Raw genomic sequence first — 26,728 nt, forward strand, 5'->3', positions numbered from 1 at the left:
TTTTTATAGTTGGGGTCTAAAGCAAGCAATGATTTTGTTTGTAAAACGAAGGACTTCCCTTCAATCAATTAACCTATCAAGGGGGAGAGTATATGGAACAGCCAAAAGTCTACAAGGCAAAGCATCCTATTCGTTTTGTTACAGCATCCAGCCTGTTCGACGGTCATGATGCTTCCATTAATATTATGCGTCGAATTCTTCAGGCGACCGGAGCGGAAGTTATTCATTTAGGTCACAACCGGTCCGTCGAGGATGTAGTGAATGCAGCCATCCAGGAAGATGCCCAGGGAATCGCGATCAGCTCTTATCAAGGCGGACATGTAGAATACTTCAAGTATATGGTGGACCTGCTTCAGAAAAAAGGGGCAGGACACATCCGCGTGTATGGGGGCGGAGGCGGCGTCATTATTCCAAGGGAAATCAAAGAACTCCATGAGTATGGTGTGGCGAGAATTTTCTCTCCTGAAGATGGCCGTTCACAGGGCCTTCAGGGCATGATTAATCAAATGATGGAAGAGTGTGATTTTATACCGCCGATTCACGATGTGGAACGTGCAGTTTCAGACTTAGTCAGCGGTGATCACCAGGCTATGGCACGTTTCATTACGTATGTGGAAAACACGCCAAAGCAGGAAAGAGAAGCTGTAGCCACTTTTGAAAGCGCTATCGAAAAAGTGACGGAGAAAAAAATTCCTGTACTTGGGATTACGGGAACAGGGGGTGCCGGAAAGAGCTCTCTGACTGACGAGCTGATCCGGCGTTTCATAAATGAAATTCCCGACAAAAAGATCGGAATTTTATCTGTTGACCCGACGAAAAAGAAAACAGGAGGTGCCTTGCTTGGTGACCGGATACGTATGAACGCGATTTTCAGCCCTCGTGTGTATATGCGTTCACTGGCTACACGTGAAGCACGTTCTGAATTGTCAACAGCGGTAGAAGAAGCCATTCAAGTAATGAAAGCCGGGGGTATGGATTTAATTATTGTGGAAACGAGCGGAATCGGTCAGGGAGACGCAGCTATTACGGATGTGACTGACCTGTCGATGTATGTCATGACGGCTGAATTCGGGGCACCATCTCAACTTGAGAAGATCGATATGATTGATTTTGCTGACTTTATTGTAATCAACAAATTTGAGCAAAAAGGGTCGGAAGATGCGCTGAACCAAGTAAAGAAACAGTACCAGCGCAGCCACATGCTATTTCATTCGGACAGTTCAGATTTTCCAGTTTACGGGACTATCGCTAGCCAGTTCAATGACCCTGGCACAAACACACTGTTTGCCGGTATAGTTGATAAACTTAATGAGAGCTTCGACTGGCAGGAAGATACGCAGCTTGAACGAGTGGAAAAGGTAGAAAAGCAAAATGTGATTATTCCAAATGAGCGCCAGCAATATCTCCGCGATATTTCTAAGGCTGTAAGGGATTATCATAAACATACAGAGGAGCAGGCAGAAACGGCACGTAAGCTGTACCAGTTAAAAGGTGCTGCAGAAATTTTGCAGGAGGAAGAGACCCAGCCGGCCATCATATCTTCTATTGAAGCACATGAAGAAAAACTTGACCGCCACTCAACGGCACTGCTCAATGACTGGGATGCTTTGCATGAACGTTACAGTGGAGATACGTACACATTTAAAGTGCGTGATAAAGATATTACGATGGATATTACAACAGAGAGTTTATCCGGATTAAAAATTCCTAAGGTGGCGCTTCCGAACTATGCGGACTGGGGCGATAGACTGACATGGCTTCTTAAAGAAAATGTCCCAGGAGCGTTCCCTTTTACAACAGGAGTATTTCCGTTTAAACGAAAAGGTGAGGATCCTAAGCGCCAGTTTGCTGGTGAAGGAACGCCTGAGCGTACAAACCGCCGCTTCCACTATCTATCGGAAGGTGATGAGGCGAAGCGTCTAAGCACTGCGTTTGATTCTGTGACCCTTTATGGGGAAGATCCCGATGAGCGTCCGGATATTTACGGGAAAGTCGGAGAGAGCGGTGTAAACATCTGTACCCTTGAAGATATGAAGAAGCTGTATGACGGCTTTGATTTAACCGCCCCTTCTACATCGGTATCGATGACGATTAACGGCCCGGCTCCCATCATCCTTGCTATGTATTTTAATACGGCCATTGATCAGCAATTAAATAAGTTTAAAGAAGAAAACGGGCGGGAGCCAAATGCGGAAGAGGCGGCAAAGATTAAAGAAGATACGATTCACGTCGTTAGGGGTACCGTACAGGCCGATATATTAAAAGAAGATCAGGGGCAGAACACTTGTATTTTCTCTACAGAATTTGCCTTAAGAATGATGGGAGATATTCAGGAGTACTTCATAGATCATCAGGTTCGAAACTACTATTCTGTATCTATTTCCGGCTATCATATAGCGGAAGCCGGAGCGAATCCGATTACACAGCTTGCTTTTACGCTTGCGAACGGCTTTACGTATGTAGAGTATTATTTAAGCCGCGGCATGGATATTAATAAATTCGCGCCAAATTTATCTTTCTTTTTCTCCAATGGCTTAGATCCTGAATATACCGTTCTCGGCCGTGTAGCGAGAAGAATCTGGGCGATCGTGATGAAAAATAAATACGATGCAAATGAACGCAGCCAAAAATTGAAATATCATATTCAAACATCAGGACGTTCGCTTCATGCACAAGAGATCGATTTTAATGATATTCGAACAACACTTCAAGCGTTAATAGCTATTCAGGATAACTGTAATTCCCTGCATACAAACTCTTATGACGAAGCGATTACAACACCGACTCAAGAGTCCGTACGCCGGGCGATGGCCATTCAAATGATTATCAGCAAAGAATTCGGTCTAACGAAAAATGAAAACTCTCTGCAAGGATCCTACATTATCCGCGAGCTGACAGACCTTGTCGAAGAAGCCGTTCTGCAGGAGTTTGAACGGATTAACGACCGCGGCGGTGTGCTCGGAGCAATGGAGCGTCAGTATCAGCGGGGTAAAATTCAGGAAGAATCCCTTTATTACGAAGGGAAAAAGCATTCAGGTGAGCTGCCGATTATCGGTGTAAACACATACTTGAATCCAAATCCTCCTTCAGAGGAAGAGATTGATTCTATGGAGCTTGCCAGGGCATCAAAGGAAGAAAAAGAGCATCAAATCAACGAGCTCCGCAGCTTTCAGAAGAGCCATGAAAGCGAAACAGACGCCGCCTTACAGCGTCTTCAGGACACAGCAGCAGGTGGAGGGAATATCTTTGCTGAGCTGATGGAGACGGTTAAAGTGGCGAGCTTAGGACAGATTACGAACGCTCTATATAAAGTAGGAGGACAATACCGCAGGAATATGTAACTTCTGGTAATAAAGGATAATAGAAAAACTCGCTTTCTCAATTGAGAAAGCGAGTTTATTAATGACCACCATCCAAGTGTTCCTCATCTGCGGCCTGGTCGATACTTACGACGTATGGGGTTTTCGTGCCGTAGGATTCATAAATAATTTCATAAGCTTCTTTTTCTTTAACCATCATCCAGAGGCTCTCCTCTTCAACGAGCAGAGTTTTTCCATCTACCTTAATATACTTACCTTCTTCTCCTTCAGACTTAGATTCGACTACAGCATCCTTAAGGTGATGCTCTTCAATGTATCCGTAATTCATAAACAGCCATACACCGGCAACAAGGACGAGAATAATGGTTGCGATCCAATTAAAAGGGTGTGATTTCAGCATCTGTTTCTCTCCTTTTTTCATTTTCTGCTTTTCTTATTTTACGACAAAAAGTCCAAACGACCAAATAACATCGACTTGGGATTGATTTTTACTAAAGCTAACCATATAATGGAGGTTATGATAAGGCATTCTTGTGCCTTTTGCTAAGAATGCGGATGGATAAAGGAGTGCAAAGATCGTGACTATAAAGGAAATGAACCATGAACAAATTCAAGAAATTTCAATGATTAATCTTGCTACAGCGATCCTTGATGAGAAAAGAGAAGCTATGGATTTTAATGAAATCTTTGAGCAGATTGCTGCTTTAAAAGGATTTACGGCTGCACAAAAAGAAACCAATATTAGCCAATTTTACACAGACTTAAACGTGGACGGAGGCTTCATGACCATCGGTACTAACCGCTGGGGACTGAAAAGCTGGTATCCAGTAGAGCAGCTTGAGGAAGAAATTGCCTCCCTGCCGCAGAAACGAAAGAAGAAGAAGAAAAAAGCGGCTAATATCATGGAAGATGAGCTAGGTGTGGAAGGTTTCGATGATGAAATTGAATCAGATTTAGATGACGATCTAGATCTTGCTGATGAGGATCTTGAACTTGATGAAGATGTTTCTGACGAGTTCGATGAAGATTATGAAGAAGATGACGATGAAGATGACAGTCTGACAAACAGCGATGAAGTAAACTTCATTGGTGATGAAGACGAGGAAGACGAATCCTAAGGTTGACTTTCGATTTCTGAATGAGTATTATTTTATTTGGGCTCTTTAATTTATCGAACGTTTAACGCTCCCCTGTACTGGGGGGCGTTTTTTGTTTTTTGTCATGTACCTGTCTAAAAAAATTTAGGAAGATGACACATAAATTTACACCTTATAAGAGATTGTATAATTAATGGAAAGAAAGAGGGATAAATCATGGCAACAAAGTATATCTTCGTCACAGGCGGCGTAGTTTCGTCCTTAGGTAAAGGAATCACAGCTGCTTCATTAGGACGATTACTTAAAAACCGTGGCCTTAAGGTTACGATTCAGAAATTTGATCCGTACATTAACGTAGATCCGGGAACGATGAGTCCTTATCAGCATGGTGAGGTCTTTGTAACAGATGATGGAGCAGAAACAGACCTTGACCTTGGTCACTATGAGCGTTTCATCGACATTAACTTAAATAAGTTCAGTAACATTACAACAGGGAAAGTATATTCCAATGTAATTAAAAAGGAACGCCGCGGTGATTACCTTGGAGGAACGGTTCAGGTTATTCCGCACATTACGAATGAAATCAAAGATCGTGTGTTCCGCGCCGGCCATGAAACGAATGCAGATGTAGTCATAACTGAAATCGGCGGAACAGTTGGAGACATTGAGTCACTTCCATTCCTGGAAGCCATTCGTCAAATTAAGAGCGATATCGGCCGTGAACACGTCATGTACCTTCATTGTACGCTCGTTCCTTATTTAAAAGCAGCAGGGGAAATGAAGACAAAGCCTACACAGCACAGTGTAAAAGAGTTGCGTTCTCTTGGTATTCAGCCTGATGTCATTGTATTGCGTACAGAAATGAAGATTTCTGAAGATATGAAAGAAAAGATTGCACTGTTCTGTGACATTAATAAAGACGCTGTAATCGAAGCAGGAGATGCTGACACCTTATACGATGTACCTCTTACTCTGCAGGAACAGAAACTGGATGAAATAACTTGTCAGCACTTCGGTCTTGAAACAAAGCCGGCAGACATGGATGAATGGCATAAACTTGTTGAACAGGTGAAAAACCTGAAAGGAAAAGCTACTATCGGTCTTGTGGGTAAATATGTAGAACTTCCCGACGCGTACATTTCAGTAGTAGAAGCCTTAAAGCATGCAGGCTACAGTTACGATGCGGATATTGAAGTGAAATGGGTCAATTCTGAAGATGTAACACGGGAAAACGTAGAGGCACAGCTGCAGGATGTTGACGGAATTCTTGTGCCGGGCGGATTTGGAGACCGTGGCATTGAAGGTAAAATTGAAGCGATCCGTTATGCCAGAGAAAACAAAGTTCCTTTCCTTGGCATCTGCTTAGGTATGCAGCTGGCGACCGTGGAATTTGCGCGTCATGAGCTTGGCTTAAAAGGAGCACATTCTGCTGAAATTGATCCATCCACACCCCATCCGATTATTGACCTTCTACCTGAACAAAAAGAAGTCTCAGATCTTGGAGGCACCCTAAGGCTTGGAATTTATCCTTCCCGCCTGCAGTTAGGGACAAAAGCGATAGAGGCGTATGGTGAAGAAGTAGTATACGAACGTCACCGCCATCGTTTCGAGTTTAACAATCACTACCGTGAGCAGATGGAAGCTAAAGGATTTGTATTCTCAGGGACAAGCCCGGATGGACGTCTTGTAGAAATTATTGAAGTAAAGGATCATCCTTGGTTTGTGGCCAGCCAGTTCCACCCGGAATTTAAGTCACGCCCAACTCGTCCTCAAGAATTATTCCATGGTTTCATCGGAGCAGTAATGAAAGAGAAATAAAAATTTGCCCCAGATGCCTTCGCTTGCATTTGGGGCTTTTTAGTTTTGTGAAATACTGTTTTTGATTTGAAAAGAGCCGAGAGAAATTTATGTTTATTAAAGTAAAGAAACATTGGAATAGCGAGGACAAATCCGCTAGAAATTTGAAGGAAATTCCCTTGTTCCGTTTACCATGATAAAGAGGGTCGGGCCTGTGGAAACACCTCGCTTTCCATGGGCGAACGGTGAGCTTCCTCGGGCTTTTTGCCCTCCGGGATCTCCCCCTGTTCTATCCTCCCATAGGAGTCTCGTCGTTTCCCCTGGCCCTATATGTTTTTTTTGAGTAACGGAACATTTAAGAAGAAAGGATCGATACCATGAGAGAGCTTACTGAGATTACAGCGTTCCGTTTCCCCCATTAAATTTAAAGAGGCTGGGAAATGGCGAGACTCCTGCAGGGAGATGGAGCCATGGTGAGATCCGCGAGTGTAACGAGCTAGCTCACCGGCTCCCCGCGGAAAGCGAGCTATTTCCCAGCCTCATTTCTCCAAACGAGATAAACGGAACCGTCTATCTTCCATGCAGTAATTAGCAGAAATAAAAGGAATGGCGAGACTCCTGCAGGGAGATAGAGCCAAGGGTGAGATCCGCGAGTGCAGCGAGCTAGCTCACCGGCTCCCCGCGGAAAGCGAGTCATTTCCCAGCCGCTTTTCTCCGCACTTGATAAACGGAACCGTCTTTTCCCAGTCCAGGATGAAAAAACATCCTCAATAGATAGAGCCTAAGTGAGATCCGAGAGTATAACGAGTTGTTTCTCAGCCGCTTTTCTATTATTACAATTAACGGAACAACCTTTTCCCTCTTAAAAGGGAGTGAGTGATTTCCCTGGCTCGTTTTATCCCCAAATATTAAAAAGAAACACTTTATCAATAGGAACATATAATGCCACTCTTCTACCCTAAAATAGGTTTTATGACAAATCACGATACGCGAAATTTAAAAAATAAGCAGGAATTATGTACTTTTATTAACCCTTCCACTATATTAATTTTCCATAAAAGCAGGATTACTGGATAGTAGTGTAGAAGTGGTTAGGCAAAAAGACTAAATAGGTACAGGGGAGCCATGTTATGGAAAGGTAGTGAAAAGAACTGATGGGAAACAAGATACTAGTAGTAGACGACCAACCAGGGATCAGGATGATGCTTGAAGAATTACTAAAAGCGGACGGCTATCAAACCATTACAGCAAAAACAGGAAAAGAAGCCTGCGATCAAGCTGTCGAACATCAGCCGGATTTAATCTTAATGGATTATAAGCTACCGTTAATGAATGGAAATGAAGTACTAACATATTTAGAGGAAAATAACTGGCATCGTCCTGTACTAATAATGACAGGGTTATCTCATAAATCCATAGCTGATGGTATCCAATATTCTTTTGTAAAGGAAGTGATTTCCAAGCCATTTGATATTCATGAGCTCCGTTTACTGGTCTCAAATACAATTCAATCATAAAAATAAAAGTTTTTTCTAATGTAAGCGTTAACTATGCGTTATGGATGTTGCACCTTTCTAACGGTATTGGTATTCTAGTAATTGTGAAAAGAGCTTACAGACATATATACGGTACAATTCTGAACCTTATATGTTGGTATAGATAAGTTTCATATATTAAAGGAGGATCTTTCATGCCGTTAGTTTCAATGAAAGAAATGCTAGAAACAGCTAAGGAAAAACGCTACGGAGTTGGCCAGTTCAACCTTAACAATTTAGAGTATGCTCAAGCAATTCTTCAAGCTGCAGAAGAAGAGCAATCTCCTGTAATCCTTGGGGTATCCGAAGGAGCAGGCCGCTACATGGGCGGTTTCAACGTAGTTGTAGCTATGGTTAAATCTCTTATGGATTCATATGGTACAACTGTACCAGTTGCGATTCACTTAGATCACGGATCCAGCTTTGAAAAATGTGCAGAGGCTATCCACGCTGGATTTACTTCAGTTATGATTGACGCTTCTCATGATCCATTAGAAGAGAACATTGCCGTAACGAAAAAAGTTGTCGAGCTTGCTCACATCCACGGAGTTTCTGTTGAAGCAGAACTTGGACGTGTTGGTGGACAGGAAGATGATCTTATCGTTGATGACGCAGAAGCTGCATATGCTATTCCAGCTGAATGTAAACAGCTTGTTGATGAGACAAACGTTGATGTGTTTGCTCCAGCCCTTGGTTCTGTACACGGTCCTTACAAAGGGGAGCCTAACCTTGGATTTGACCGAATGGAAGAAATCATGGGTCTTGTGGATAAGCCGCTTGTGCTTCATGGTGGAACTGGAATTCCAACAGCTGACATCAAGAAAGCTATTTCTTTTGGTACAGCAAAAATTAACGTAAACACAGAAAACCAGATCGCTCAGGCGAAAGCAGTTCGCGAAGTTCTTGCTGACCAGCCTGAACAATACGATCCACGTAAATATCTTGGACCAGGACGCGATGCTATTAAAGAAACGGTCAAAGGTAAAATGCGTGAGTTTGGTTCTTCTCAAAAAGCATAAAAGATTCAAGAAGGAAGCCGTTACCCTGTAGCGGTTTCCTTTTCCACATATATGAAAACGCCAACATTCGACAAATTACTTCCAAGGAGAGGATTTTTTAAATGAAATTTTTCATCGATTCTGCCAACATTTCTGATATTAAAGAAGCTAATGCCCTAGGACTGCTTGATGGAGTAACGACAAATCCAAGCCTTGTTGCTAAAGAAGGGGTTTCTTTTCATGATCGTTTAAAAGAGATTACTTCAGAAGTAACGGAAGGATCAGTAAGTGCTGAAGTTATTTCAATTGATGCAGAAGGCATGCTTAGTGAAGCTAAGGAACTGGCTGCTATTGCCCCTAACATAACGATTAAAGTACCAATGACTTTAGAAGGCTTAAAAGCCGTTAAAGCATTGAGTGACTTAAATGTAAAAACGAATGTAACCTTAATTTTTAATGCAAACCAGGCCCTTATGGCGGCACGTGCCGGTGCTTCCTATGTTTCTCCTTTTTTAGGAAGATTAGATGATATCGGCCAAAATGGTATAGAACTTATTGCTCAAATTTCAGAGATCTTTGACCGTCATGCGATTGATACAGAGATCATTGCAGCCTCTGTCCGCCACCCGATGCACATTACAGAAGCGGCATTAAATGGTGCCCATATTGCCACTGTGCCTTTTAAACTATTTGAACAGATGGTTAAGCATCCGCTTACAGATCAGGGGATTGAAAAATTCCTCAATGACTGGAATAATCAAAAGTAATACGAGTCAATTGGAAAAAAGTGCATACACTAAGGTCATAATCTTTACCCTGTAAAGTGAGGAGTTACTCATGAGAAAATTAATAGTTGAAGGCGGACCCCGTTTACGTGGACAAGTCCGTGTAGGCGGTGCTAAGAACAGTGCTGTTGCCTTATTGCCAGCTGCGATTTTGGCCAATTCTACCGTAACAATTGAAGGACTTCCTGACATTTCAGATGTGCAGACACTTTCCGAGCTTTTAAGAGAAATAGGTGGAAAAGTAAACAAAGACGGAAATACGATGGAAATTGATCCTTCTCAAATGATTTCAATGCCTCTTCCTAATGGACGTGTGAAAAAGCTGCGTGCTTCTTATTATTTCATGGGAGCGATGCTTGGTCGTTTTAAGAAAGCGGTCATCGGTCTTCCAGGAGGATGCCATCTTGGTCCTCGTCCAATCGATCAGCACATCAAAGGATTTGAAGCTTTAGGTGCTGAAATAACTAATGAACAGGGAGCGCTCTACCTGCGGGCGAAAGAGCTTCGCGGTGCGCGTATTTATCTGGATGTTGTAAGTGTAGGCGCGACGATTAATATTATGCTAGCTGCTGTAAAAGCTAAAGGGAAAACAACGATTGAAAATGCAGCGAAGGAACCGGAAATTATTGATGTAGCCACATTGCTGACAAGCATGGGAGCTAAAATCAAAGGAGCCGGGACAGACGTTATCCGAATCGAAGGTGTAGAAGAACTGAACGGTTGTCTGCATACAATTATTCCGGACCGCATTGAAGCTGGCACGTATACGATTATGGCGGCCGCTCAAGGCGACGGAATGATTATAGATAATGTCATTCCACAGCACCTTGAATCCCTTTTAGCCAAGTTGAGAGAAATGGGCGTAACGATTGAAGAAAACGAAGAACAGCTCTATATAAATCCCGGGAAAAAGATAAAGAGTGTTGATATTAAGACACTTGTTTATCCAGGTTTTCCAACTGATCTTCAGCAGCCGTTTACGACCCTGCTGACACAGGCCACAGGGACAGGTGTTGTAACAGATACTATTTACTCTGCGCGGTTTAAACATATCGATGAACTAAGAAGAATGAATGCATCGATAAAAACAGAAGGCGGATCTGCTATCATCACAGGACCAGCCAGACTTGAAGGGGCGAAAGTAAAAGCATCCGACCTCAGAGCAGGAGCAGCCCTGGTAATTGCTGGCCTGATGGCTGACGGCATTACCGAAATTACGGGAATTGATCATATCGAACGAGGCTATGAGAACATCACGAACAAGCTCATCGAACTCGGAGCTAAAATCTGGTATGAAGAAATGTCCCAAGAAGAAGTAGAACAATTCCAGAATTCTTAATAGAAAAGCGGAATCGGCCTGATAGACACGAAACGCATAAGCAAGCTGCCGTAATCGGCAGCTTTTAAGCCGATGCAGGGAGATTGCATATGACGCGAGTGTCTGGCCGATGCAGCTGGACAAAAAGAAAAGTGGAAACGGCCTGATAGACACGAAACGCATAAAATTATGAGATACAGGTTATAAAGAGGAGTATGAGGAGCTCCTCTTTTACCTGAACTTTCCATTGTAATCGCTTACTCAAGCCGTTAGCATATGATTATACTGTTATTTCCATGGGGAGATGAGGATAATTCTTATTTATAAGATAGGGGAGAAGAACCATGGAAAGAAGTTTATCAATGGAACTAGTAAGAGTAACAGAAGCAGCTGCTTTAAAGTCAGCTCGCTGGATGGGGAGAGGGAAAAAAGAAGAAGCGGATGACGCTGCAACTTCAGCTATGCGTGATGTGTTTGACACCATCCCGATGAAAGGAACAGTGGTCATAGGAGAAGGAGAAATGGACGAGGCTCCTATGTTATATATCGGGGAGAAGCTCGGAAATGGCTATGGACCTCGTGTAGATGTGGCTGTTGATCCTTTAGAGGGTACGAACATTGTTGCGAATGGCACATGGAATGCACTGGCGGTTATTGCTATTGCTGATCATGGCCAGCTTCTTCATGCACCAGATATGTATATGGATAAAATTGCGGTGGGTCCTGAATCGGTAGGTAAAATTGATATCAACGCAACAGTAGCTGATAATTTAAAAGCTGTGGCAGAAGCAAAAGGTAAAGATGTTGAGGATGTGGTGGCGACGATTCTTGATCGTAAGCGTCACCAGCAGTTAATACATGAGATCCGGGATGCTGGCGCGCGTATTAAACTGATTTCTGACGGTGATGTGGCCGCAGCGATTAATACAGCTTTTGACGATACTGGTGTAGATATTCTATTTGGATCCGGTGGTGCTCCAGAAGGCGTTCTTGCTGCAGTCGCTTTAAAGTGTCTAGGGGGAGAAATTCAGGGTAAGCTATTACCTGCAAATGATGACGAACTTGACCGCTGTATAAGAATGGGGATTGAAGACGTCAACAAAGTGCTCTACATGGAAGATTTTGTCGGAGGAGAGGACGCTATATTTGCAGCGACCGGCGTAACCGATGGAGAACTTCTCCAGGGTGTCCAGTTTAAAGGGCAGAAAGCGACAACTCAAACCCTTGTGATGAGGGCAAAATCCGGAACTGTACGCTTTATTGACGGAGACCACAGTCTGAAGAAAAAACCTAATTTAGTGATCAAATAAAAGCAGAAGGCCAGGAAACTGGCTTTCTTTCTTCTTTATCGGAAAGCCTCGTTATGTACCTGCCTGTTAAAAATTCTTGAATCCTGTACCGTACAAGTTGTAAAATGTATAGTGTTTCAATAGAAAAGTATCTTCATTGAGCTTCGATAACCTTCCTTTTATCTTCAAAACCTTTTCAGTGTCACTCTTGCCCATTGATGAACCGGAAGTTCGCTCTAATCCTTATAGAAAAATTTAATAAAAGTGGTGATTTTTTTGTCAGAAGTAACAATATCAAGCTTAGAGACAATGACATTAAAAAAACTCTACGCGTTAGCAAAGCAATTCAAAGTTTCTTATTATGCAAAGCTGACAAAGCGGGAGTTAATATTTGCGATTTTAAAAGCTCAGGCTGAAAAAGATGGATTTTTATTCATGGACGGCATTCTAGAAATTATCCCTTCCGAAGGGTTTGGTTTCCTGCGTCCAATCAATTATTCACCGAGTGCAGAGGATATTTATATCTCAGCATCACAAATCCGTCGTTTTGATCTTAGAAACGGGGACAAAGTGTCAGGCAAAGTGCGTCCTCCAAAAGAAAACGAACGTTATTACGGTCTTCTTCATGTAGATGCAGTGAATGGGGAGAATCCGGAAACAGCCAAGGAGCGTGTCCATTTCCCGGCCCTTACTCCTTTGTATCCAGATCGCCAAATGAAGCTTGAAACGGAAAGTAAAAAACTTTCCACACGTATCATCGACATTATGTCACCTGTCGGCTATGGCCAGCGGGGACTCATTGTAGCCCCTCCGAAAGCCGGTAAAACGATGCTTCTTAAACAAATGGCCAACAGTATTACAACGAACCATCCGGATGCTAAGCTGATTATCCTCCTTGTCGATGAGCGGCCGGAAGAGGTAACTGATATTGAGCGCTACGTAGCTCCTGATGTAGATGTAGTAAGCTCAACGTTTGATGAAGTGCCGGAAAACCATATTAAAGTAGCTGAGCTCGTCTTAGAGCGGGCGATGCGTTTAGTGGAGCACAAGCGTGATGTTATCGTATTAATGGACAGCATTACCCGTCTTGCACGTGCTTATAACCTCGTCATTCCGCCAAGCGGGCGAACGTTATCAGGAGGTATCGATCCGGCGGCGTTTCACCGTCCAAAACGCTTCTTTGGAGCTGCGAGGAATATTGAAGAAGGCGGAAGCTTAACCATTTTAGCTACTGCTTTAATCGATACCGGTTCTCGTATGGACGATGTTATTTATGAAGAGTTTAAAGGGACGGGTAATATGGAACTTCACCTTGACCGCGGTCTGGCTGAGCGGAGGATCTTCCCAGCCATTGATATTGTAAGATCCGGAACCCGTAAAGAGGAACTTCTCTTACAAAAAGCCGAACTGGATAAAGTATGGGCAATCCGTAAGACGATGTCAGATTCTCACGACTTTACTGACCGTTTCTTAAGAAGATTACGATCGTCTAAAGACAACAAAGAATTCTTTGATTTGATGGACAAGGAAATGCAAGGAAAGCCGGCAAAGGCAGGCAGCCGAAAATAATCCCTGATAAGCTGTTGCATTGATTACCAACGGCTGATATAATCATTCTATGTGAGTTTCAGTACAAGGTGTATCGACTAACCTTCGAAGGCTCTTACAATAACTCTGTATCTTAGGGATTCAGGGCAAAAAGGAGTGGAAGAACATGAGAGAAGGAATTCATCCAGAATACCGTAAAGTCGTATTCTTAGATACCAGTTCTGACTTTAAGTTTCTAAGCGGATCTACTCAAGCGTCCAGCGAGACAATTGAATGGGAAGATGGCAACACTTACCCGCTAATCCGTGTAGAAATCAGTTCAGATTCTCATCCGTTCTACACAGGCAAACAGAAAGCTGACAAAGCTGGTGGCCGTGTGGATCGCTTTAAGAAAAAATATAACCTTTCATAATGATCAATGGGTGCTTATGCATTCCTTGAATATTTTGAACAAAAACAGGCAAATTTTCTTACCGTTTGCCTGTTTTTTATTGAAAGAAAAGCTTGGCTTAATTTATCCGCTATTTTTAAGGTTTAGCCTTGATTTTTTAAAAATAGCCGCGGTTTTTAAATTTGGCCATATAAATATGAGTTTTACCCGCGAATTCGATAAATTCACTAATTATGTTTAATAAAAGCTTTAAAATGTTTAGACCTGTGTCTTTCAGATAAAATAAAGAACGTATGATGGAAAGCTGTCCTGAGTCGATCATAATGGTCGGCCAGAGAGAGCTTTTTTATTGAAGTGTTTCAACGAGGAGAAGGGAGACAGTTGACGTGTATGTGATGAAGCAGAGTGGATGGGTGGAAGTTATTTGTGGAAGTATGTTCAGCGGAAAATCTGAGGAATTGATCCGCCGGGTACGCCGTGCTACATATGGAAATCTGTCTGTACGCGTTTTTAAACCTGCAATCGATAACCGATATAAAGAGGATTCCATTGTATCTCATAACGGAACCTCAGTACTGGCTCGTCCTATAAAGAATTCCTTTGATATTCTCCCTGAAGTGGGAGAAGACGTGGATATCGTCGGGATTGATGAAGTACAGTTTTTTGATGAAAATATTTTAGAAGTCGTGGAATGTCTGGCAGATCGAGGCATTCGAGTAATTGTCGCTGGACTTGATACAGACTTCCGCGGTGAACCTTTTGGTAAAGTCCCTGAGCTTATGGCCTTGAGTGAAAGTGTAACGAAGCTTAACGCCATCTGCCCGGTCTGTGGTTCACCAGCTAGTCGTACACAGCGTCTAATCGATGGGAAGCCGGCTTCTTATGATGATCCGATTATTATGGTAGGGGCTTCGGAATCTTATGAACCACGCTGTCGCCATCACCACGAAGTGCCTAACAAACCCAGGCAACCGAAAATAAAAGAGCACGTTGAAGCGTATCGTTAAAACTGGCAGAGGCTGACCCGAAAGTTAAAAAACTTAGCGGGTCAGCTTTTTTTAATAAAAGACATATATAGGTCGATCTCAATAAGATTGTTTGGTATGATTTTATCCAAGGATTTGTGAACGAGTACATCAAAACAGTATTCCAAAGAATACATACAGATTTCTTCGCGCATCCTATAATTAGTAGGGTTTTTAATGATCCCAGATAAAATTGGCACGTAAAAACAGGTTTAGCTTATATAGGTTTTAGTGAAAATATAAGGAGAACTAACGCCTCGTGTGGCGATGGAGGAATAAAGCGATGCAGACGATAAATACGAACTCAAATCAATCCATGGGCTGTAATACAGAGTATGACAGACTGATCAATGTCTTAGTGAGCAAGCCGGAACATATGAAAATCACCGAAATTATTAATGAAACACAAAGGCATTATGCATCTGAAAATATTGATGTAGATACTGCTTTAAAGCAGCATGAGGAGTTCGTAAATCTCCTGCAGAATCATCAGGTTAACGTAGGTTATATTCCTACTCACCCGAATTTTAATGAACAGGTTTTTACAAGGGATATCGGTTTTTGTATCGGGCAGCATTTATATATTTCTTCCCTGGCCAGTGACCTAAGGAAAGAAGAAATTAAGCCTCTTATTGAACTTATAGAAGAAATGGATCTGACTTATACGCAGCTGACCGGCCCTTCCATTGAAGGCGGGGACGTCGTAATTAATGGACAGAATATATATGTCGGGATCAGCAAACGGACGAAGCTCTCTGCAGCCGAGCAGCTTCAGAAAACCCTGCCTTCCTACACTATTATTCCTCTGGAACTGCGTGAGGATGTTTTACATTTAGATTGTGCGTTTAACATCGTCGATGAAAAAACAGCCCTGTTGTTCCCGGATGCTTTTCAACAGAAGGATGCCGATCTTTTAAAGCAAAGCTTTGAATGCTTAGAGGTCGGGGAGGAGGAACAATTTCACCTTGGCACGAATGTCCTGTCAATTGGCAGCCGAAAAGTAATCAGCCTTCCGCAGAATAACGAAGTAAATGAGAAGCTGCGTGAAGCAGGGTTTGAAGTACTGGAAGTGGATTTTTCTGAAATCATTAAGTCCGGAGGCTCATTCCGCTGCTGTACATTACCCATAAACCGCCAGCCATAAAAAAGCATAATCACCCTCTTCTCGGTCAAACTAGAAAAAAGAGAAGAGGTGATTTTTTATGCTTCGTTTCCTAATAGCAATGGGTCTGATCTTTATAACGGCAGGCTGTTATGATACAAGTGAAATGCAAGGATACACAAACCGTCAGGATATTATGAATATGAGTGTTCCAGAAAACCCGGGACCTCAGACAAATAACCCGCGTTCCATTGAGCGTGTGGGTGAGACGTGGGGCCTAAAGCAGGATCGGGATCAGATCCGCAATGCGGCTCACACAGTACCCGGTGTTCATGTACAAAGAATTATTATGGAAAACAACCACGCGTGGGTAACTGTATCCACGGAAGAAAAATTGTCGGATAATGAAAAAGAGCAGTGGACTTTGGATCTTGCAGAGAAGATTCAGGATGCGGTTCCAAGCTACGATGTATCTGTAAAAACAGAGGGGTAGGGAGTGTATTCTCTCCCCTTTTTCTTGACGTGGTTGTAACCGATACGGCTCTATAATATAATTGTACTGTTATGGAGAAAGAGGTGCATACCATTGATCGAACGTTTACAAACTCTTGAAGATCGTTATGAAAAGCTAAATGAACTGCTCAGCGATCCTGAAGTAATTTCTGATACAAACAAACTGCGAGAATATTCAAAAGAACAGTCCGGGTTAGAAGAAACAGTGACCAATTATCGTGAGTATAAGGAAGTCGCTGAACAGCTGGATGATGCGAAAGCCATGCTTAAAGATAATCTGGATGATGATATGACAGAAATGGTAAAAGAGGAAATCTCTGAGCTGTCACAACAAAAAACAGATTTAGAAGAGAAACTTAAGGTGCTTATGCTTCCATCTGACCCTAATGATGATAAAAATGTTATCGTCGAGATCCGCGGGGCTGCAGGCGGTGACGAGGCAGCCTTATTTGCAGGAGACTTATACCGTATGTACGCAAGATATGCAGAGTCTCAAGGCTGGAAGATTGACGTAATTGAGTCCACCTCAAATGAAGTAGGCGGTTATAAAGAAATTATCTTTATGATTAAAGGGGACCGTGCCTATTCTAAAATGAAATTTGAAAATGGGGCCCACCGTGTTCAACGCGTACCTGAAACGGAGTCCGGTGGACGTATTCACACATCTACTGCGACAGTAGCTGTGCTTCCTGAAGCAGAAGAGGTAGAGGTAGAAATTCACGATAAAGATATTCGTGTCGATACGTTTGCGTCAAGCGGACCGGGCGGACAGAGTGTAAACACAACAATGTCGGCTGTGCGTTTGACTCACGAGCCTACCGGTATCGTTGTTTCCTGTCAGGATGAGAAATCACAGATTAAAAATAAAGAAAAAGCTATGAAAGTACTTCGTGCCCGTGTGTATGATAAGTTCCAGCGTGAAGAACAGGCGAAACTGGACGAAACGCGTAAATCCGCTGTTGGTACGGGAGACCGTTCTGAGCGTATTCGAACATATAATTTCCCACAGTCGCGTGTTTCTGATCACCGTATAGGGCTTACACTTCAAAAACTGGACCAGATCCTGCAAGGAAATATGGATGAGATTTTGGATGCTTTGCTTATGGAAGAGCAGGCGAAGAAGCTGGAAGCGATCGGAGAATAACGATGAATTTTACTACGATTGAAGAAGCCCGCCGCTGGGCTTCTATTTTTTTAACAAAATATGAACGTGAACCACGGGTGGCGGATTACCTGCTTGAAGATCTGCTTAACCTGAGCTATTCGATGATGCTCGCCTATGGGAGAGATCCCTTTCCTGAGAATCTGAAGGGGATTTTTGTGAAAAAAGTAAAAGAGCATGCGGAAACAGGAAGGCCTGTTCAGCATATGCTCGGCTATGCCCACTTTTATGGTCGTGAGTTTACGGTGAATCCATCTGTGCTGATCCCAAGGCCGGAAACCGAAGAGCTTGTAGAAGGAGTGCTGAAACGTCTCAAGCCAGTTGATAACACCATAGCAGATATTGGTACAGGCAGCGGTATTATTGCAGTAACGTTAAAGCTTGAAACCGATCGCCGCGTACTGGCCAGCGATATTTCAGCGGAGGCTCTGGAGACCGCGCAAGCCAATGCCGACAAGATGAAGGCAGAAATCGAGTGGAGAGAAGGAGATTTTCTTAAGCCTTTAAAGGATGATCGAGTGGACGTCCTTGTCTCTAATCCTCCTTATATTGACCGTTCGGATCAGCTGCAGGATACGGTTGAACATTTTGACCCTCACCTGGCTCTTTTTGCTGATGAGAACGGACTGGCAGCTTATAAGTCTATTCTCAAGCAGGTAAAAGAGCGCGAGCAGCAGCCGCGGCTGATCGCTTTTGAGATTGGTCATCTGCAGGGCGAACCCGTTTCGGAGCTCATTTACACTATTCTAGGAAACTATCAAGTCGAGGTTTTACAGGATATAAACGGCAGAGACCGAATGATTTTTGCAATTCAAGTTTCATAGGTTTAAAACATTCCTCCCCGGGCCACAATGGTTATCAACAGGGGAGGAATTTTTATGAAAAACGCAATCATACCAATGCTTATTATATTTATTACAGTGTCATCTCTTTTATATGGAACACCTGAAGATAAGGTGAGTGGAGCTGAATATCAAGTTATCCCGGATGATGCCATCCGTTTACGTATACTGGCAGACAGTAACAATGATAACGATCAGGAATTAAAAAGAGAAGTACGTGACAGAGTAAATAAAGAAATCACGACATGGGTAGAATCTCTTACATCCATTGAAGCAGCCAGAACAATGATCCAAGATCGATTAGGAGAGATTGAAGCGATCGTCGGAGAGACTGTGGCAGACTATGGAGTTAAGCAAAGCTATCAGGTGGAGTACGGCACATCTGTTAAATTTCCCACAAAAATGTACGGATCCTATATATACCCCGCCGGTGAATATGAAGCGATTTTAATTACACTTGGCGAAGGAGAAGGAGATAACTGGTGGTGTGTGTTATTTCCACCGCTATGCTTTCTTGATTTTTCGAATGGCGCGTCTGTAGCGGAAGCATCTGAATCAGAAATTTCTGAAATAGAAGAATCTGAGCAGGGTGCTGAGGTTCAAGAGGAACAGACGGAAGAAGTCGAATTCTTTATTGTGAAACTATGGAATAAATTGTTTTCCTAGCATAACAGCCTCCGCCATTTCATAGAGTGGTAGAGAAAGGCGGGGATGTAAGTGTACATTGAGAAAATAAACAATGGAAAACCAAACAAATATGCGATTAAGCAGAAACAGCAAAACATAGGAACGTTTATTTTGGAAGATAAAGGGAATGGGGTTAGATGGCTCAGAAAGCTGGAGCTTGATGGAAGTGTATCAAAAACAGGCATCCTTTACGTTTTTGAACTTATTCAAGTATTCGCGAAAGAAGAAAAGGTACATGAACTGCATGTGAAGAGTCATTCCAAAGAACTCAATACTTTACTAGAGTATCAAAAGTTTCATCTTCGTGATCAAAAAGAGCAGCTGTGGGTATACACACCTGGTTGTGGGAAAGTGCAATAGTTATTCACATAAGGCCATAGAATTGTGAATAACCTGTGAATAGTGTGAGTTATTTTCAACGACATCCGTTAATTTGCCTCTGGATATGTGGATAAATCAGTGGATAAGTTGAGGATATCCTGTTAATATTGCCTGAATTTGCGAATTTTAATTAAATTATTCATAATATTACGTAGTGGAAAAGAATAAAGGAGTCTTTCAGGCATGAATGTAAACACTAAATTGTGGAAATTATCCACACCTATTGATAAAGAGAATCCAGCAATTATGGAAGCGGCGGAACTGCTAAGAGACAAGCAGGTCGTCGCTTTTCCTACGGAAACTGTCTATGGATTAGGAGCTGATGCCGCTGATGAAGAGGCTGTTCAGAAAATCTTTGAAGCCAAAGGCCGTCCAGCGGATAATCCGCTGATCGTTCATGTATCCGATCCGAGTCAGGTTTTTCAGCTTGTGACAGAAATTCCGGAAATTGCGAGCAAGCTGATGTCCGCTTTTTGGCCGGGCCCATTAACTCTAGTTCTGCCAAGTAACGGCAGGGCAGCTAAAAATGTGACGGCCGGTTTAACCACAGTAGCGATTCGAATGCCAAATGATCCAGTAGCATTGGCCGTGTTACATGCTTCTGCACTTCCGCTCGCTGCACCGAGTGCCAATCTCTCAGGACGTCCAAGCCCTACAGACGCAGAACACGTAATGCAGGACTTAGCAGGAAAAATTTCTGCTGTTCTGGATGGAGGTCCTACCGGGGTGGGAGTGGAGTCGACAGTTGTGGATTGTACAACTGAGATTCCTATTATTTTACGGCCTGGAGGAGTGACGAAAGAAGACCTTCGGGAAATCGTACCTGACATCATTGTAGATCCTGCTTTAGCAGACGTTCATAACGAGAAGCCGAAATCACCAGGAATGAAATATACTCATTACGCTCCTGAATCACCGCTTTGGCTGATCGATGGAGATGCCGGATTCTTTAAAGAACAGCTGCAGCAGTTGAAGGAAGAAGGTCAACGCATCGGAGTCATTGCGAGTTCTGAGCTTGCTGCCGAACTTGACCATGAATCTATCATTGCCTGTGGAACACGCAGAGACTTAGCGGGAATAGCGGGAGAACTTTACCGTGCGCTTCGTCATTTTAAAAAAGCGGAAGTCGACCTGATCTTATGTGAAACTTTTGAAGAAACAGGAGTAGGTGCCGCTGTTATGAACCGCCTAAAAAAAGCCGCGTCCCATAAAATCATCCAGCACTAATCATATGCTTCCTTCTCGGCGCATACGCTACATTAGCATGTCCGAGGAGGAGGCTTTTCAATGGAAATCGAAAACATAACATCTTTAATTTTATTATCAATCGCCCTGGGTATGGATGCTTTTTCTGTGTCCCTCGGCATGGGGATGCAGTCCGTCCGATTAAAATATATCGGGTTGGCCGGACTATTAGTAGGCCTTCTGCATATGGTCATGCCCGGCCTTGGAATTTTGCTTGGAAAATGGCTGTTTGAAAATATAACAGAATGGGCATCTGCTGCTGGCGGATTTCTTCTGCTTACCATCGGCGCCTATACGGTTTTTGCTTCTTTTTCAGAGAAAAGTTCATCCAGCTATTCAGTAACTGGTATCGGCCTGTGGATTTTTGCGTTTAGTGTGAGCATTGATAGCTTTCCGGTTGGATTCAGCCTGGGCCTTCATAACGCCAGCTTACTTTTCGCAATTTTAGCCTTTGGCTTTATGAGTACCGTTCTTACCTGGCTCGGTTTCTTTGTCGGCCGAAGAGCAACGAACTTTGTCGGAGCCTATAGTGAGTTGTTTGGCGGCAGCATATTATGTGCCTTAGGCCTTTATGCAATTTTTTAAAGTTTTTTGGAGAACTGCCGTGTGTTAAAATAGGGGATATGATAGAAAAAGGGGGGACCACGGATGAATATCCTTTTTGTCTGTACAGGGAATACGTGTCGAAGCCCAATGGCCGAAACGCTTATGAAAGCTAAAGAGCACGATGCAGAAATCAAGTCAGCGGGAATATTTGCCGGGGCAAATCAACCAATTGCTGATAACGCTATAGAAGTGCTGCAAGAGTTTGGATTGAGCTTTGATAATACATCGACACAAGTCGATTCAGAACTGCTTGAATGGGCGGACATTGTATTATCGATGACTGAGAGTCATAAACAGACACTTGCACTACAGTATCCAGAATTTGAAGATAAATTTTTTACCTTAAAGGAATATGTTTACATTAGTGAAGATCAATGGCGTCATTTAACTGATCTCTACACGCTTCTTGAGGAAAAAAGAGCCTGGATTTTAAGTCAGATTAGTGAAGATTTAACAGAGGAAGAGCTTGAACAGCATTTACTGAAAGAGCTCGCTGATGAAATAAAGGCGATTCAAAAAGCGGAGCATGAGCTTCCAAATTTAAACATAGTAGATCCGTATGGCCAAAACATAGAAGTGTACCGAAAGACCCGGGATGAGCTTAATCAAACATTGAATGAACTTGTGAAAAAGCTAACGAGTAAAAATAAATAATCGTAAACGAAACGTCCTGTTCATTATCCCTGAATAGGACACATTTATTTTCCCCCTAAAAAAACCCCTGAAAAACCTTCCCTTTTCCCATTCTGAAAGCGCTAACTGAATATCTTGGATAATTGACAGACATCTTCTGACCTGTCACTATAATATGGACAATGTGATGATAGAGGAGAGTGACAGCAGGATGAAAGTCATTTTAGCATCCGACCACGGTGGAGTAAGCCTGCGCCGGGAAGTTTCTGAAGTGTTAGAAGAGCTGGATATTGAGTTTGAGGATATCGGCTGTGACTGTGAGGGATCCGTCGATTATCCAGACTACGCTATACCGGCAGCTGAGCGCGTAGCCAGCGGTGAGTTCGATAAAGGTATCCTAATTTGTGGAACAGGAATCGGAATGTCTATTGCTGCTAACAAAGTCAAAGGCATTCGCGCTGCGTTAGTTCATGACCTTTTCACGGCAAAAGTAACTCGTGAGCATAATGACTCGAATGTGCTCTGCATGGGAGAACGCGTGATCGGACCTGGGCTCGCCCGTGAGATAGCCAAAACATGGGTAACAGGAGAGTTTGAAGCCGGCCGCCATGAAAAACGTGTGAATAAGATTGCCGAATATGAAAATAAGTAATAGAATGGAAGGCAAAGTGTGATTGTTGTTCGTCGGATGTGTTTTTACGCCTACTCATCATGAAAAGGAGATGGCCAAAAATGGCAGAAGTTCAGGCAATTCAGCAGGATGTTGCACAAGTTGCCCGCCAGCTGCTGGAAACCGGTCATATGAAAGACGGGTTATTTGTTATTGGCTGCTCTACAAGCGAAGTAGCCGGTGAACGAATTGGCACCTCAGGCAGTGAAGCAATTGCCGAGGTACTTTTTGAAGAATGGAAGAAGTTTTCTAAACATTCTGGTGCCAAGCTCGCTTTCCAATGCTGTGAGCATTTAAACCGTGCTCTCGTTATTGAACGTGAGGTTCAGGAAACCTACGGACTTCCGGAAGTTTCTGCAATACCGGTGGCTAAGGCCGGTGGATCCATGGCTTCCTATGCTTTTAAGCATATGGAGGATCCGGTGCTCGTGGAAACCGTACAGGCTATAGGCGGTGTTGATATCGGCGATACGTTAATTGGGATGCACCTCAGACGCGTTGCTGTACCACTTCGAATTGAACAGAAGTCAATTGGTCAGGCCCACGTTACGGTGGCTCGCACACGTCCGCCATTAATCGGCGGTGCCAGAGCCGTATATGAATGATAGTCCAACAGGATCATGGAAATGGAGAGGGGAATTTTTACGATGGAACATGTAAAACGTTCGGATGCTGAACTGTATGAAGCGATTTTAAATGAAAAAGATCGTCAACAAAGCAATATTGAACTTATTGCTTCGGAAAATTTCGTATCAGAAGCTGTCATGGAAGCAATGGGGTCTGTATTGACGAACAAATATGCAGAGGGATACCCGGGCCGTCGTTACTACGGAGGCTGTGAGTATGTCGATGTTGCTGAAAATCTGGCTAGAGATCGTGCCAAGGAATTATTTGGAGCTGAACACGTAAATGTCCAGCCTCACTCTGGAGCTCAGGCAAATATGGCTGTTTACTTCACCATCCTGGAGCCGGGCGACACAGTGCTTGGGATGAACCTGAGCCATGGTGGTCACTTGACACACGGCAGTCCGGTGAACTTCAGCGGAACTCTTTACGATTTTGAAGAGTATGGAGTCACAGAAAAAGACGAGCGCATTGACTATGAGGCTGTTCTTGAAAAAGCAAAAGAAGTAAAGCCTAAGCTGATTGTTGCCGGCGCAAGCGCCTACCCTCGTGAGATTGATTTCGCTAAATTTAGAGAAATCGCTGACGAAGTAGGAGCTTACCTAATGGTGGATATGGCTCACATTGCTGGACTAGTTGCTACCGGACTTCATCCAAACCCGGTACCACATGCTCATTTTGTGACAACTACTACCCATAAAACTCTTCGCGGTCCACGTGGCGGTATGATTCTTTGTGAAGAAGAGTTCGCTAAGAAAATTGACAAATCCGTATTTCCAGGCATGCAGGGCGGCCCGTTAATGCACATTATTGCGGCCAAAGCGGTTTCCTTTAAAGAAGCTCTTCAGCCGGAATTTAAGGAATACTCCCGTCAAATTATTAAAAACGCGAAGAAGTTAGGAGAAACTCTTGTGGAGAATGGTGTCCGCGTTGTATCCGGCGGAACAGACAACCACCTCCTTCTATTAGACCTTCGTGAACTTGGGTTAACAGGAAAAGTCGCTGAAAAAGCACTCGACGCTGTAGCGATTACCACTAATAAGAATACGATTCCTTACGATCCAGAAGGACCATTCACTACCAGCGGTATTCGTGTAGGAACTGCTGCTGTTACAAGCCGAGGCTTTAAAGAAGAAGAGATGAAAGAAGTCGGTGAACTCATCGCCTTTACTCTGAAAAACCATGATAACGAAGATAAACTTAAAGAAGCGAAGGAGCGCGTTGAAAAGTTAACTTCCCGCTTCCCACTCTATCAATCACTAATGCCAAGTACGCCATAATGTAATGTAAGGAAAAACTCGCCCCTCGTGGGCGAGTTTTTTTAGTTTAAAGGAAGAAATTGCGGAGGAAACGTTGAAAAAGAGGGAATGAGCGTCGAAAGCGAGAGGAGAAACGTAGAGAAGAGAGGAGGAAGCGCCGAAAAAGCGGGGATGAGCGTCGAAAGAGCGGAGAAATGCCGAAAGCGAGAGGAGAAACGTCGAAAAGAGAGGAGGAAGCGCCGAAAAAGCGGGGATGAACGTCGAAAGAGCGGAGAAGCATCGAAAGTGAGAGGAGAAACCCCGGAAACAGAGGAGGAAGCGATGAAAAAGCGGAGATGAGCGTCGAAAGAGCGGAGAAGCGTCGAGAGCAAGAGGAGAAACGTCGAAAGGAGAGGAGGAAGCGCCGAAAAAGAGGGGATGAGCGTCGAAAAAGAGGGGATGAGCGTCGAAAGAGCGGAGAAGCGTCGAAAGCGAGAGGAGAAACGTCGAAAGGAGAGGAGGAAGCGCCCCAAAAGAGGAGGAACCACGAAAAGGAGCAACATCGAAATAGATAGAAAAGCACCCATCAACAGCATCAGCATTTTTAAAGTGCTAAAAACAGAAGAAGTTCCATTTTTTCCTAACAAGTAGAGCCCTTGCTCTTTATCATCATTTTCTGTACAATTTGAGGGATGCATAAAATTAAAAGGAGTGACTGACATGGGAAATGTATACGTATTGGACCATCCATTAATTCAGCATAAGTTGACGTACATACGGAAACAAGAGACAGGAACGAAGGATTTTCGCCAGCTGGTTGATGAAGTTGCGGCGTTAATGGCTTTTGAAATCACTCGTGATCTGCCTTTAGAAGAAGTGGAAATTAGTACACCTGTTGTTCCAAGTGCTAAAGCACAAGTTTTAACAGGGAAGAAAATTGGTCTTGTTCCTATTCTCCGTGCGGGACTTGGAATGGTTGATGGAATCATCAAACTTATTCCAGCTGCTAAAGTCGGTCACGTTGGACTATATAGAGATCCTGAAACCCTTCAGCCTGTCGAATATTATGTAAAACTTCCAAGTGACATTGAAGAACGCGAACTCATCGTTATTGATCCGATGCTTGCAACGGGAGGTTCTGCAATTGAAGCGATTAACTCCTTGAAAAAACGCGGGGCCCGCCAAATTCGTCTAATGTGTCTTGTGGCTGCGCCTGAAGGTGTAGATGCGGTAAAAGAGGAACATCCTGATGTTGATATCTATCTTGCAGCAATGGATCAAAAGCTGAATGAGAAAGGTTATATCGAGCCTGGACTGGGTGACGCTGGAGACCGCTTGTTCGGCACAAAGTAAGGAGATATTTTTATGGATAATCGACTCAAGGTCATGACGATCTTCGGCACTCGTCCAGAAGCGATTAAAATGGCTCCACTCGTTTTAGAATTAAAGAAGAGAACGGAACAGTTTGAGCCTATCGTAACGGTAACCGCTCAGCATAGGGAGATGCTTGATCAGGTGCTTGATATTTTTAAAATAAAACCTGATTTTGATTTGAATATTATGAAAGACCGTCAGACGCTCGCACAGGTAACAACCCGTGCGCTTGAAGGGCTGGATGATGTCTTGAAGGAAGCGAAGCCGGATATCGTTTTAGTTCACGGAGACACTACGACGACTTTTGCTGCATCGCTTGCTGCTTACTATAATCAAATTCCAGTTGGCCACGTTGAAGCAGGACTGCGAACATGGGATAAGTATTCCCCTTACCCTGAGGAAATGAACCGCCAGCTCACAGGAATTATGGCTGATCTTCATTTTGCTCCAACGAATAAGTCGCGCGATAATCTGCTTGAAGAAAATAAGCCGGCTGACCATATTTTTGTTACGGGTAATACAGCGATTGATGCTTTAAACACAACGGT

The 26,728-nt window shown here is 43.3% G+C and carries 27 protein-coding genes; 25 read left to right on the forward strand and 2 right to left on the reverse strand.

Annotated elements, in window-relative coordinates:
* Positions 1-92 precede the first annotated feature (92 nt).
* The gene (gene icmF, locus B7E06_RS03235; protein ID WP_082232640.1) at positions 93-3,341 is read left to right on the forward strand and encodes a fused isobutyryl-CoA mutase/GTPase IcmF; all 3,249 of its coding nucleotides are present in this window, start codon (positions 93-95) and stop codon (positions 3,339-3,341) included.
* 58 nt (positions 3,342-3,399) lie between these two features.
* Here the strand turns inward: icmF and B7E06_RS03240 are convergent, their stop codons facing one another.
* Complete coding sequence (locus B7E06_RS03240; protein ID WP_082232641.1) at positions 3,400-3,720, reverse strand: hypothetical protein; 321 nt, start codon at positions 3,718-3,720, stop codon at positions 3,400-3,402.
* A 178-nt stretch (positions 3,721-3,898) separates the two neighbouring features.
* On the opposite strand from B7E06_RS03240, the gene rpoE reads away from it, so the two are divergent.
* From rpoE to glyA, 22 genes are all read left to right on the forward strand, one after another.
* Positions 3,899-4,438 carry a DNA-directed RNA polymerase subunit delta gene (gene rpoE / locus B7E06_RS03245; protein WP_082232642.1) on the forward strand — a complete coding sequence of 180 codons (540 nt, stop codon included), beginning with the start codon at positions 3,899-3,901 and terminating at the stop codon, positions 4,436-4,438.
* 195 nt (positions 4,439-4,633) lie between these two features.
* Positions 4,634-6,235 carry a CTP synthase gene (locus tag B7E06_RS03250; RefSeq protein WP_082232643.1) on the forward strand — a complete coding sequence of 534 codons (1,602 nt, stop codon included), beginning with the start codon at positions 4,634-4,636 and terminating at the stop codon, positions 6,233-6,235.
* Between the two features lie 1,133 nt (positions 6,236-7,368).
* Complete coding sequence (locus B7E06_RS03260; RefSeq protein ID WP_082232645.1) at positions 7,369-7,731, forward strand: response regulator; 363 nt, start codon at positions 7,369-7,371, stop codon at positions 7,729-7,731.
* A 173-nt stretch (positions 7,732-7,904) separates the two neighbouring features.
* Complete coding sequence (fba, locus tag B7E06_RS03265) at positions 7,905-8,768, forward strand: class II fructose-1,6-bisphosphate aldolase (protein WP_082232646.1); 864 nt, start codon at positions 7,905-7,907, stop codon at positions 8,766-8,768.
* Positions 8,769-8,869: 101 nt separating this feature from the next.
* Positions 8,870-9,514 (forward strand): fructose-6-phosphate aldolase, encoded by a 645-nt coding sequence (fsa, locus tag B7E06_RS03270; RefSeq protein WP_082232647.1) that lies wholly within the window; start codon positions 8,870-8,872, stop codon positions 9,512-9,514.
* 70 nt (positions 9,515-9,584) lie between these two features.
* Positions 9,585-10,871: a UDP-N-acetylglucosamine 1-carboxyvinyltransferase gene (locus B7E06_RS03275; protein WP_082232648.1), complete on the forward strand. Its 1,287-nt coding sequence runs from the start codon at positions 9,585-9,587 to the stop codon at positions 10,869-10,871.
* A gap of 323 nt (positions 10,872-11,194) precedes the next feature.
* A complete protein-coding gene (gene glpX / locus B7E06_RS03280) occupies positions 11,195-12,160 on the forward strand; it encodes a class II fructose-bisphosphatase (protein ID WP_082232649.1) in 966 nt (321 codons plus the stop codon).
* A 255-nt stretch (positions 12,161-12,415) separates the two neighbouring features.
* Entirely contained in the window at positions 12,416-13,708 is a 1,293-nt protein-coding gene (rho, locus tag B7E06_RS03285) for a transcription termination factor Rho (RefSeq protein WP_082232650.1), read from the forward strand.
* Between the two features lie 145 nt (positions 13,709-13,853).
* Complete coding sequence (locus tag B7E06_RS03290) at positions 13,854-14,099, forward strand: type B 50S ribosomal protein L31 (RefSeq protein WP_082232651.1); 246 nt, start codon at positions 13,854-13,856, stop codon at positions 14,097-14,099.
* 365 nt (positions 14,100-14,464) lie between these two features.
* Entirely contained in the window at positions 14,465-15,085 is a 621-nt protein-coding gene (locus tag B7E06_RS03295) for a thymidine kinase (protein ID WP_082232652.1), read from the forward strand.
* Positions 15,086-15,386: 301 nt separating this feature from the next.
* Positions 15,387-16,247: a dimethylarginine dimethylaminohydrolase family protein gene (locus tag B7E06_RS03300; protein WP_082232653.1), complete on the forward strand. Its 861-nt coding sequence runs from the start codon at positions 15,387-15,389 to the stop codon at positions 16,245-16,247.
* A 58-nt stretch (positions 16,248-16,305) separates the two neighbouring features.
* On the forward strand, positions 16,306-16,698 hold the full coding sequence (locus B7E06_RS03305; RefSeq protein WP_082232654.1) for a hypothetical protein: 393 nt from the start codon (positions 16,306-16,308) through the stop codon (positions 16,696-16,698).
* A gap of 93 nt (positions 16,699-16,791) precedes the next feature.
* Positions 16,792-17,862, forward strand: coding sequence for a peptide chain release factor 1 (prfA, locus tag B7E06_RS03310; RefSeq protein WP_082232655.1), 1,071 nt, complete (start codon positions 16,792-16,794; stop codon positions 17,860-17,862).
* Positions 17,863-17,864: 2 nt separating this feature from the next.
* Entirely contained in the window at positions 17,865-18,704 is an 840-nt protein-coding gene (gene prmC, locus B7E06_RS03315; protein WP_082232656.1) for a peptide chain release factor N(5)-glutamine methyltransferase, read from the forward strand.
* 54 nt (positions 18,705-18,758) lie between these two features.
* Positions 18,759-19,388, forward strand: coding sequence for a stage II sporulation protein R (spoIIR, locus tag B7E06_RS03320; RefSeq protein WP_082232657.1), 630 nt, complete (start codon positions 18,759-18,761; stop codon positions 19,386-19,388).
* Positions 19,389-19,439: 51 nt separating this feature from the next.
* Entirely contained in the window at positions 19,440-19,769 is a 330-nt protein-coding gene (locus tag B7E06_RS03325) for a hypothetical protein (protein ID WP_082232658.1), read from the forward strand.
* Between the two features lie 204 nt (positions 19,770-19,973).
* Positions 19,974-21,017 carry an L-threonylcarbamoyladenylate synthase gene (locus B7E06_RS03330; RefSeq protein WP_082232659.1) on the forward strand — a complete coding sequence of 348 codons (1,044 nt, stop codon included), beginning with the start codon at positions 19,974-19,976 and terminating at the stop codon, positions 21,015-21,017.
* A 60-nt stretch (positions 21,018-21,077) separates the two neighbouring features.
* On the forward strand, positions 21,078-21,620 hold the full coding sequence (locus B7E06_RS03335) for a manganese efflux pump MntP (protein WP_179133932.1): 543 nt from the start codon (positions 21,078-21,080) through the stop codon (positions 21,618-21,620).
* A 63-nt stretch (positions 21,621-21,683) separates the two neighbouring features.
* A complete protein-coding gene (locus B7E06_RS03340; RefSeq protein WP_082232660.1) occupies positions 21,684-22,295 on the forward strand; it encodes a low molecular weight protein arginine phosphatase in 612 nt (203 codons plus the stop codon).
* Between the two features lie 190 nt (positions 22,296-22,485).
* Positions 22,486-22,926, forward strand: coding sequence for a ribose 5-phosphate isomerase B (rpiB, locus tag B7E06_RS03345; protein ID WP_082232661.1), 441 nt, complete (start codon positions 22,486-22,488; stop codon positions 22,924-22,926).
* Between the two features lie 80 nt (positions 22,927-23,006).
* On the forward strand, positions 23,007-23,549 hold the full coding sequence (locus tag B7E06_RS03350) for a TIGR01440 family protein (protein WP_082232662.1): 543 nt from the start codon (positions 23,007-23,009) through the stop codon (positions 23,547-23,549).
* A gap of 42 nt (positions 23,550-23,591) precedes the next feature.
* Positions 23,592-24,848 (forward strand): serine hydroxymethyltransferase, encoded by a 1,257-nt coding sequence (glyA, locus tag B7E06_RS03355; protein ID WP_082232663.1) that lies wholly within the window; start codon positions 23,592-23,594, stop codon positions 24,846-24,848.
* 41 nt (positions 24,849-24,889) lie between these two features.
* On the opposite strand, the gene B7E06_RS21495 is transcribed toward glyA, so the two are convergent.
* Complete coding sequence (locus B7E06_RS21495) at positions 24,890-25,453, reverse strand: hypothetical protein (protein ID WP_143414444.1); 564 nt, start codon at positions 25,451-25,453, stop codon at positions 24,890-24,892.
* Between the two features lie 73 nt (positions 25,454-25,526).
* Here B7E06_RS21495 and upp point away from each other — a divergent pair, with 73 nt between their 5' ends.
* Together upp and wecB are read left to right on the forward strand one after the other, a co-directional pair.
* Complete coding sequence (gene upp, locus B7E06_RS03370; protein WP_082232666.1) at positions 25,527-26,159, forward strand: uracil phosphoribosyltransferase; 633 nt, start codon at positions 25,527-25,529, stop codon at positions 26,157-26,159.
* Positions 26,160-26,171: 12 nt separating this feature from the next.
* A partial coding sequence (wecB, locus tag B7E06_RS03375) for a non-hydrolyzing UDP-N-acetylglucosamine 2-epimerase (protein WP_082235889.1) occupies positions 26,172-26,728 on the forward strand: 557 nt, incomplete at its 3' end.

Source organism: Halobacillus massiliensis (assembly GCF_900166625.1).
GTDB lineage: Bacteria > Bacillota > Bacilli > Bacillales > Halobacillaceae > Halobacillus_A > Halobacillus_A massiliensis.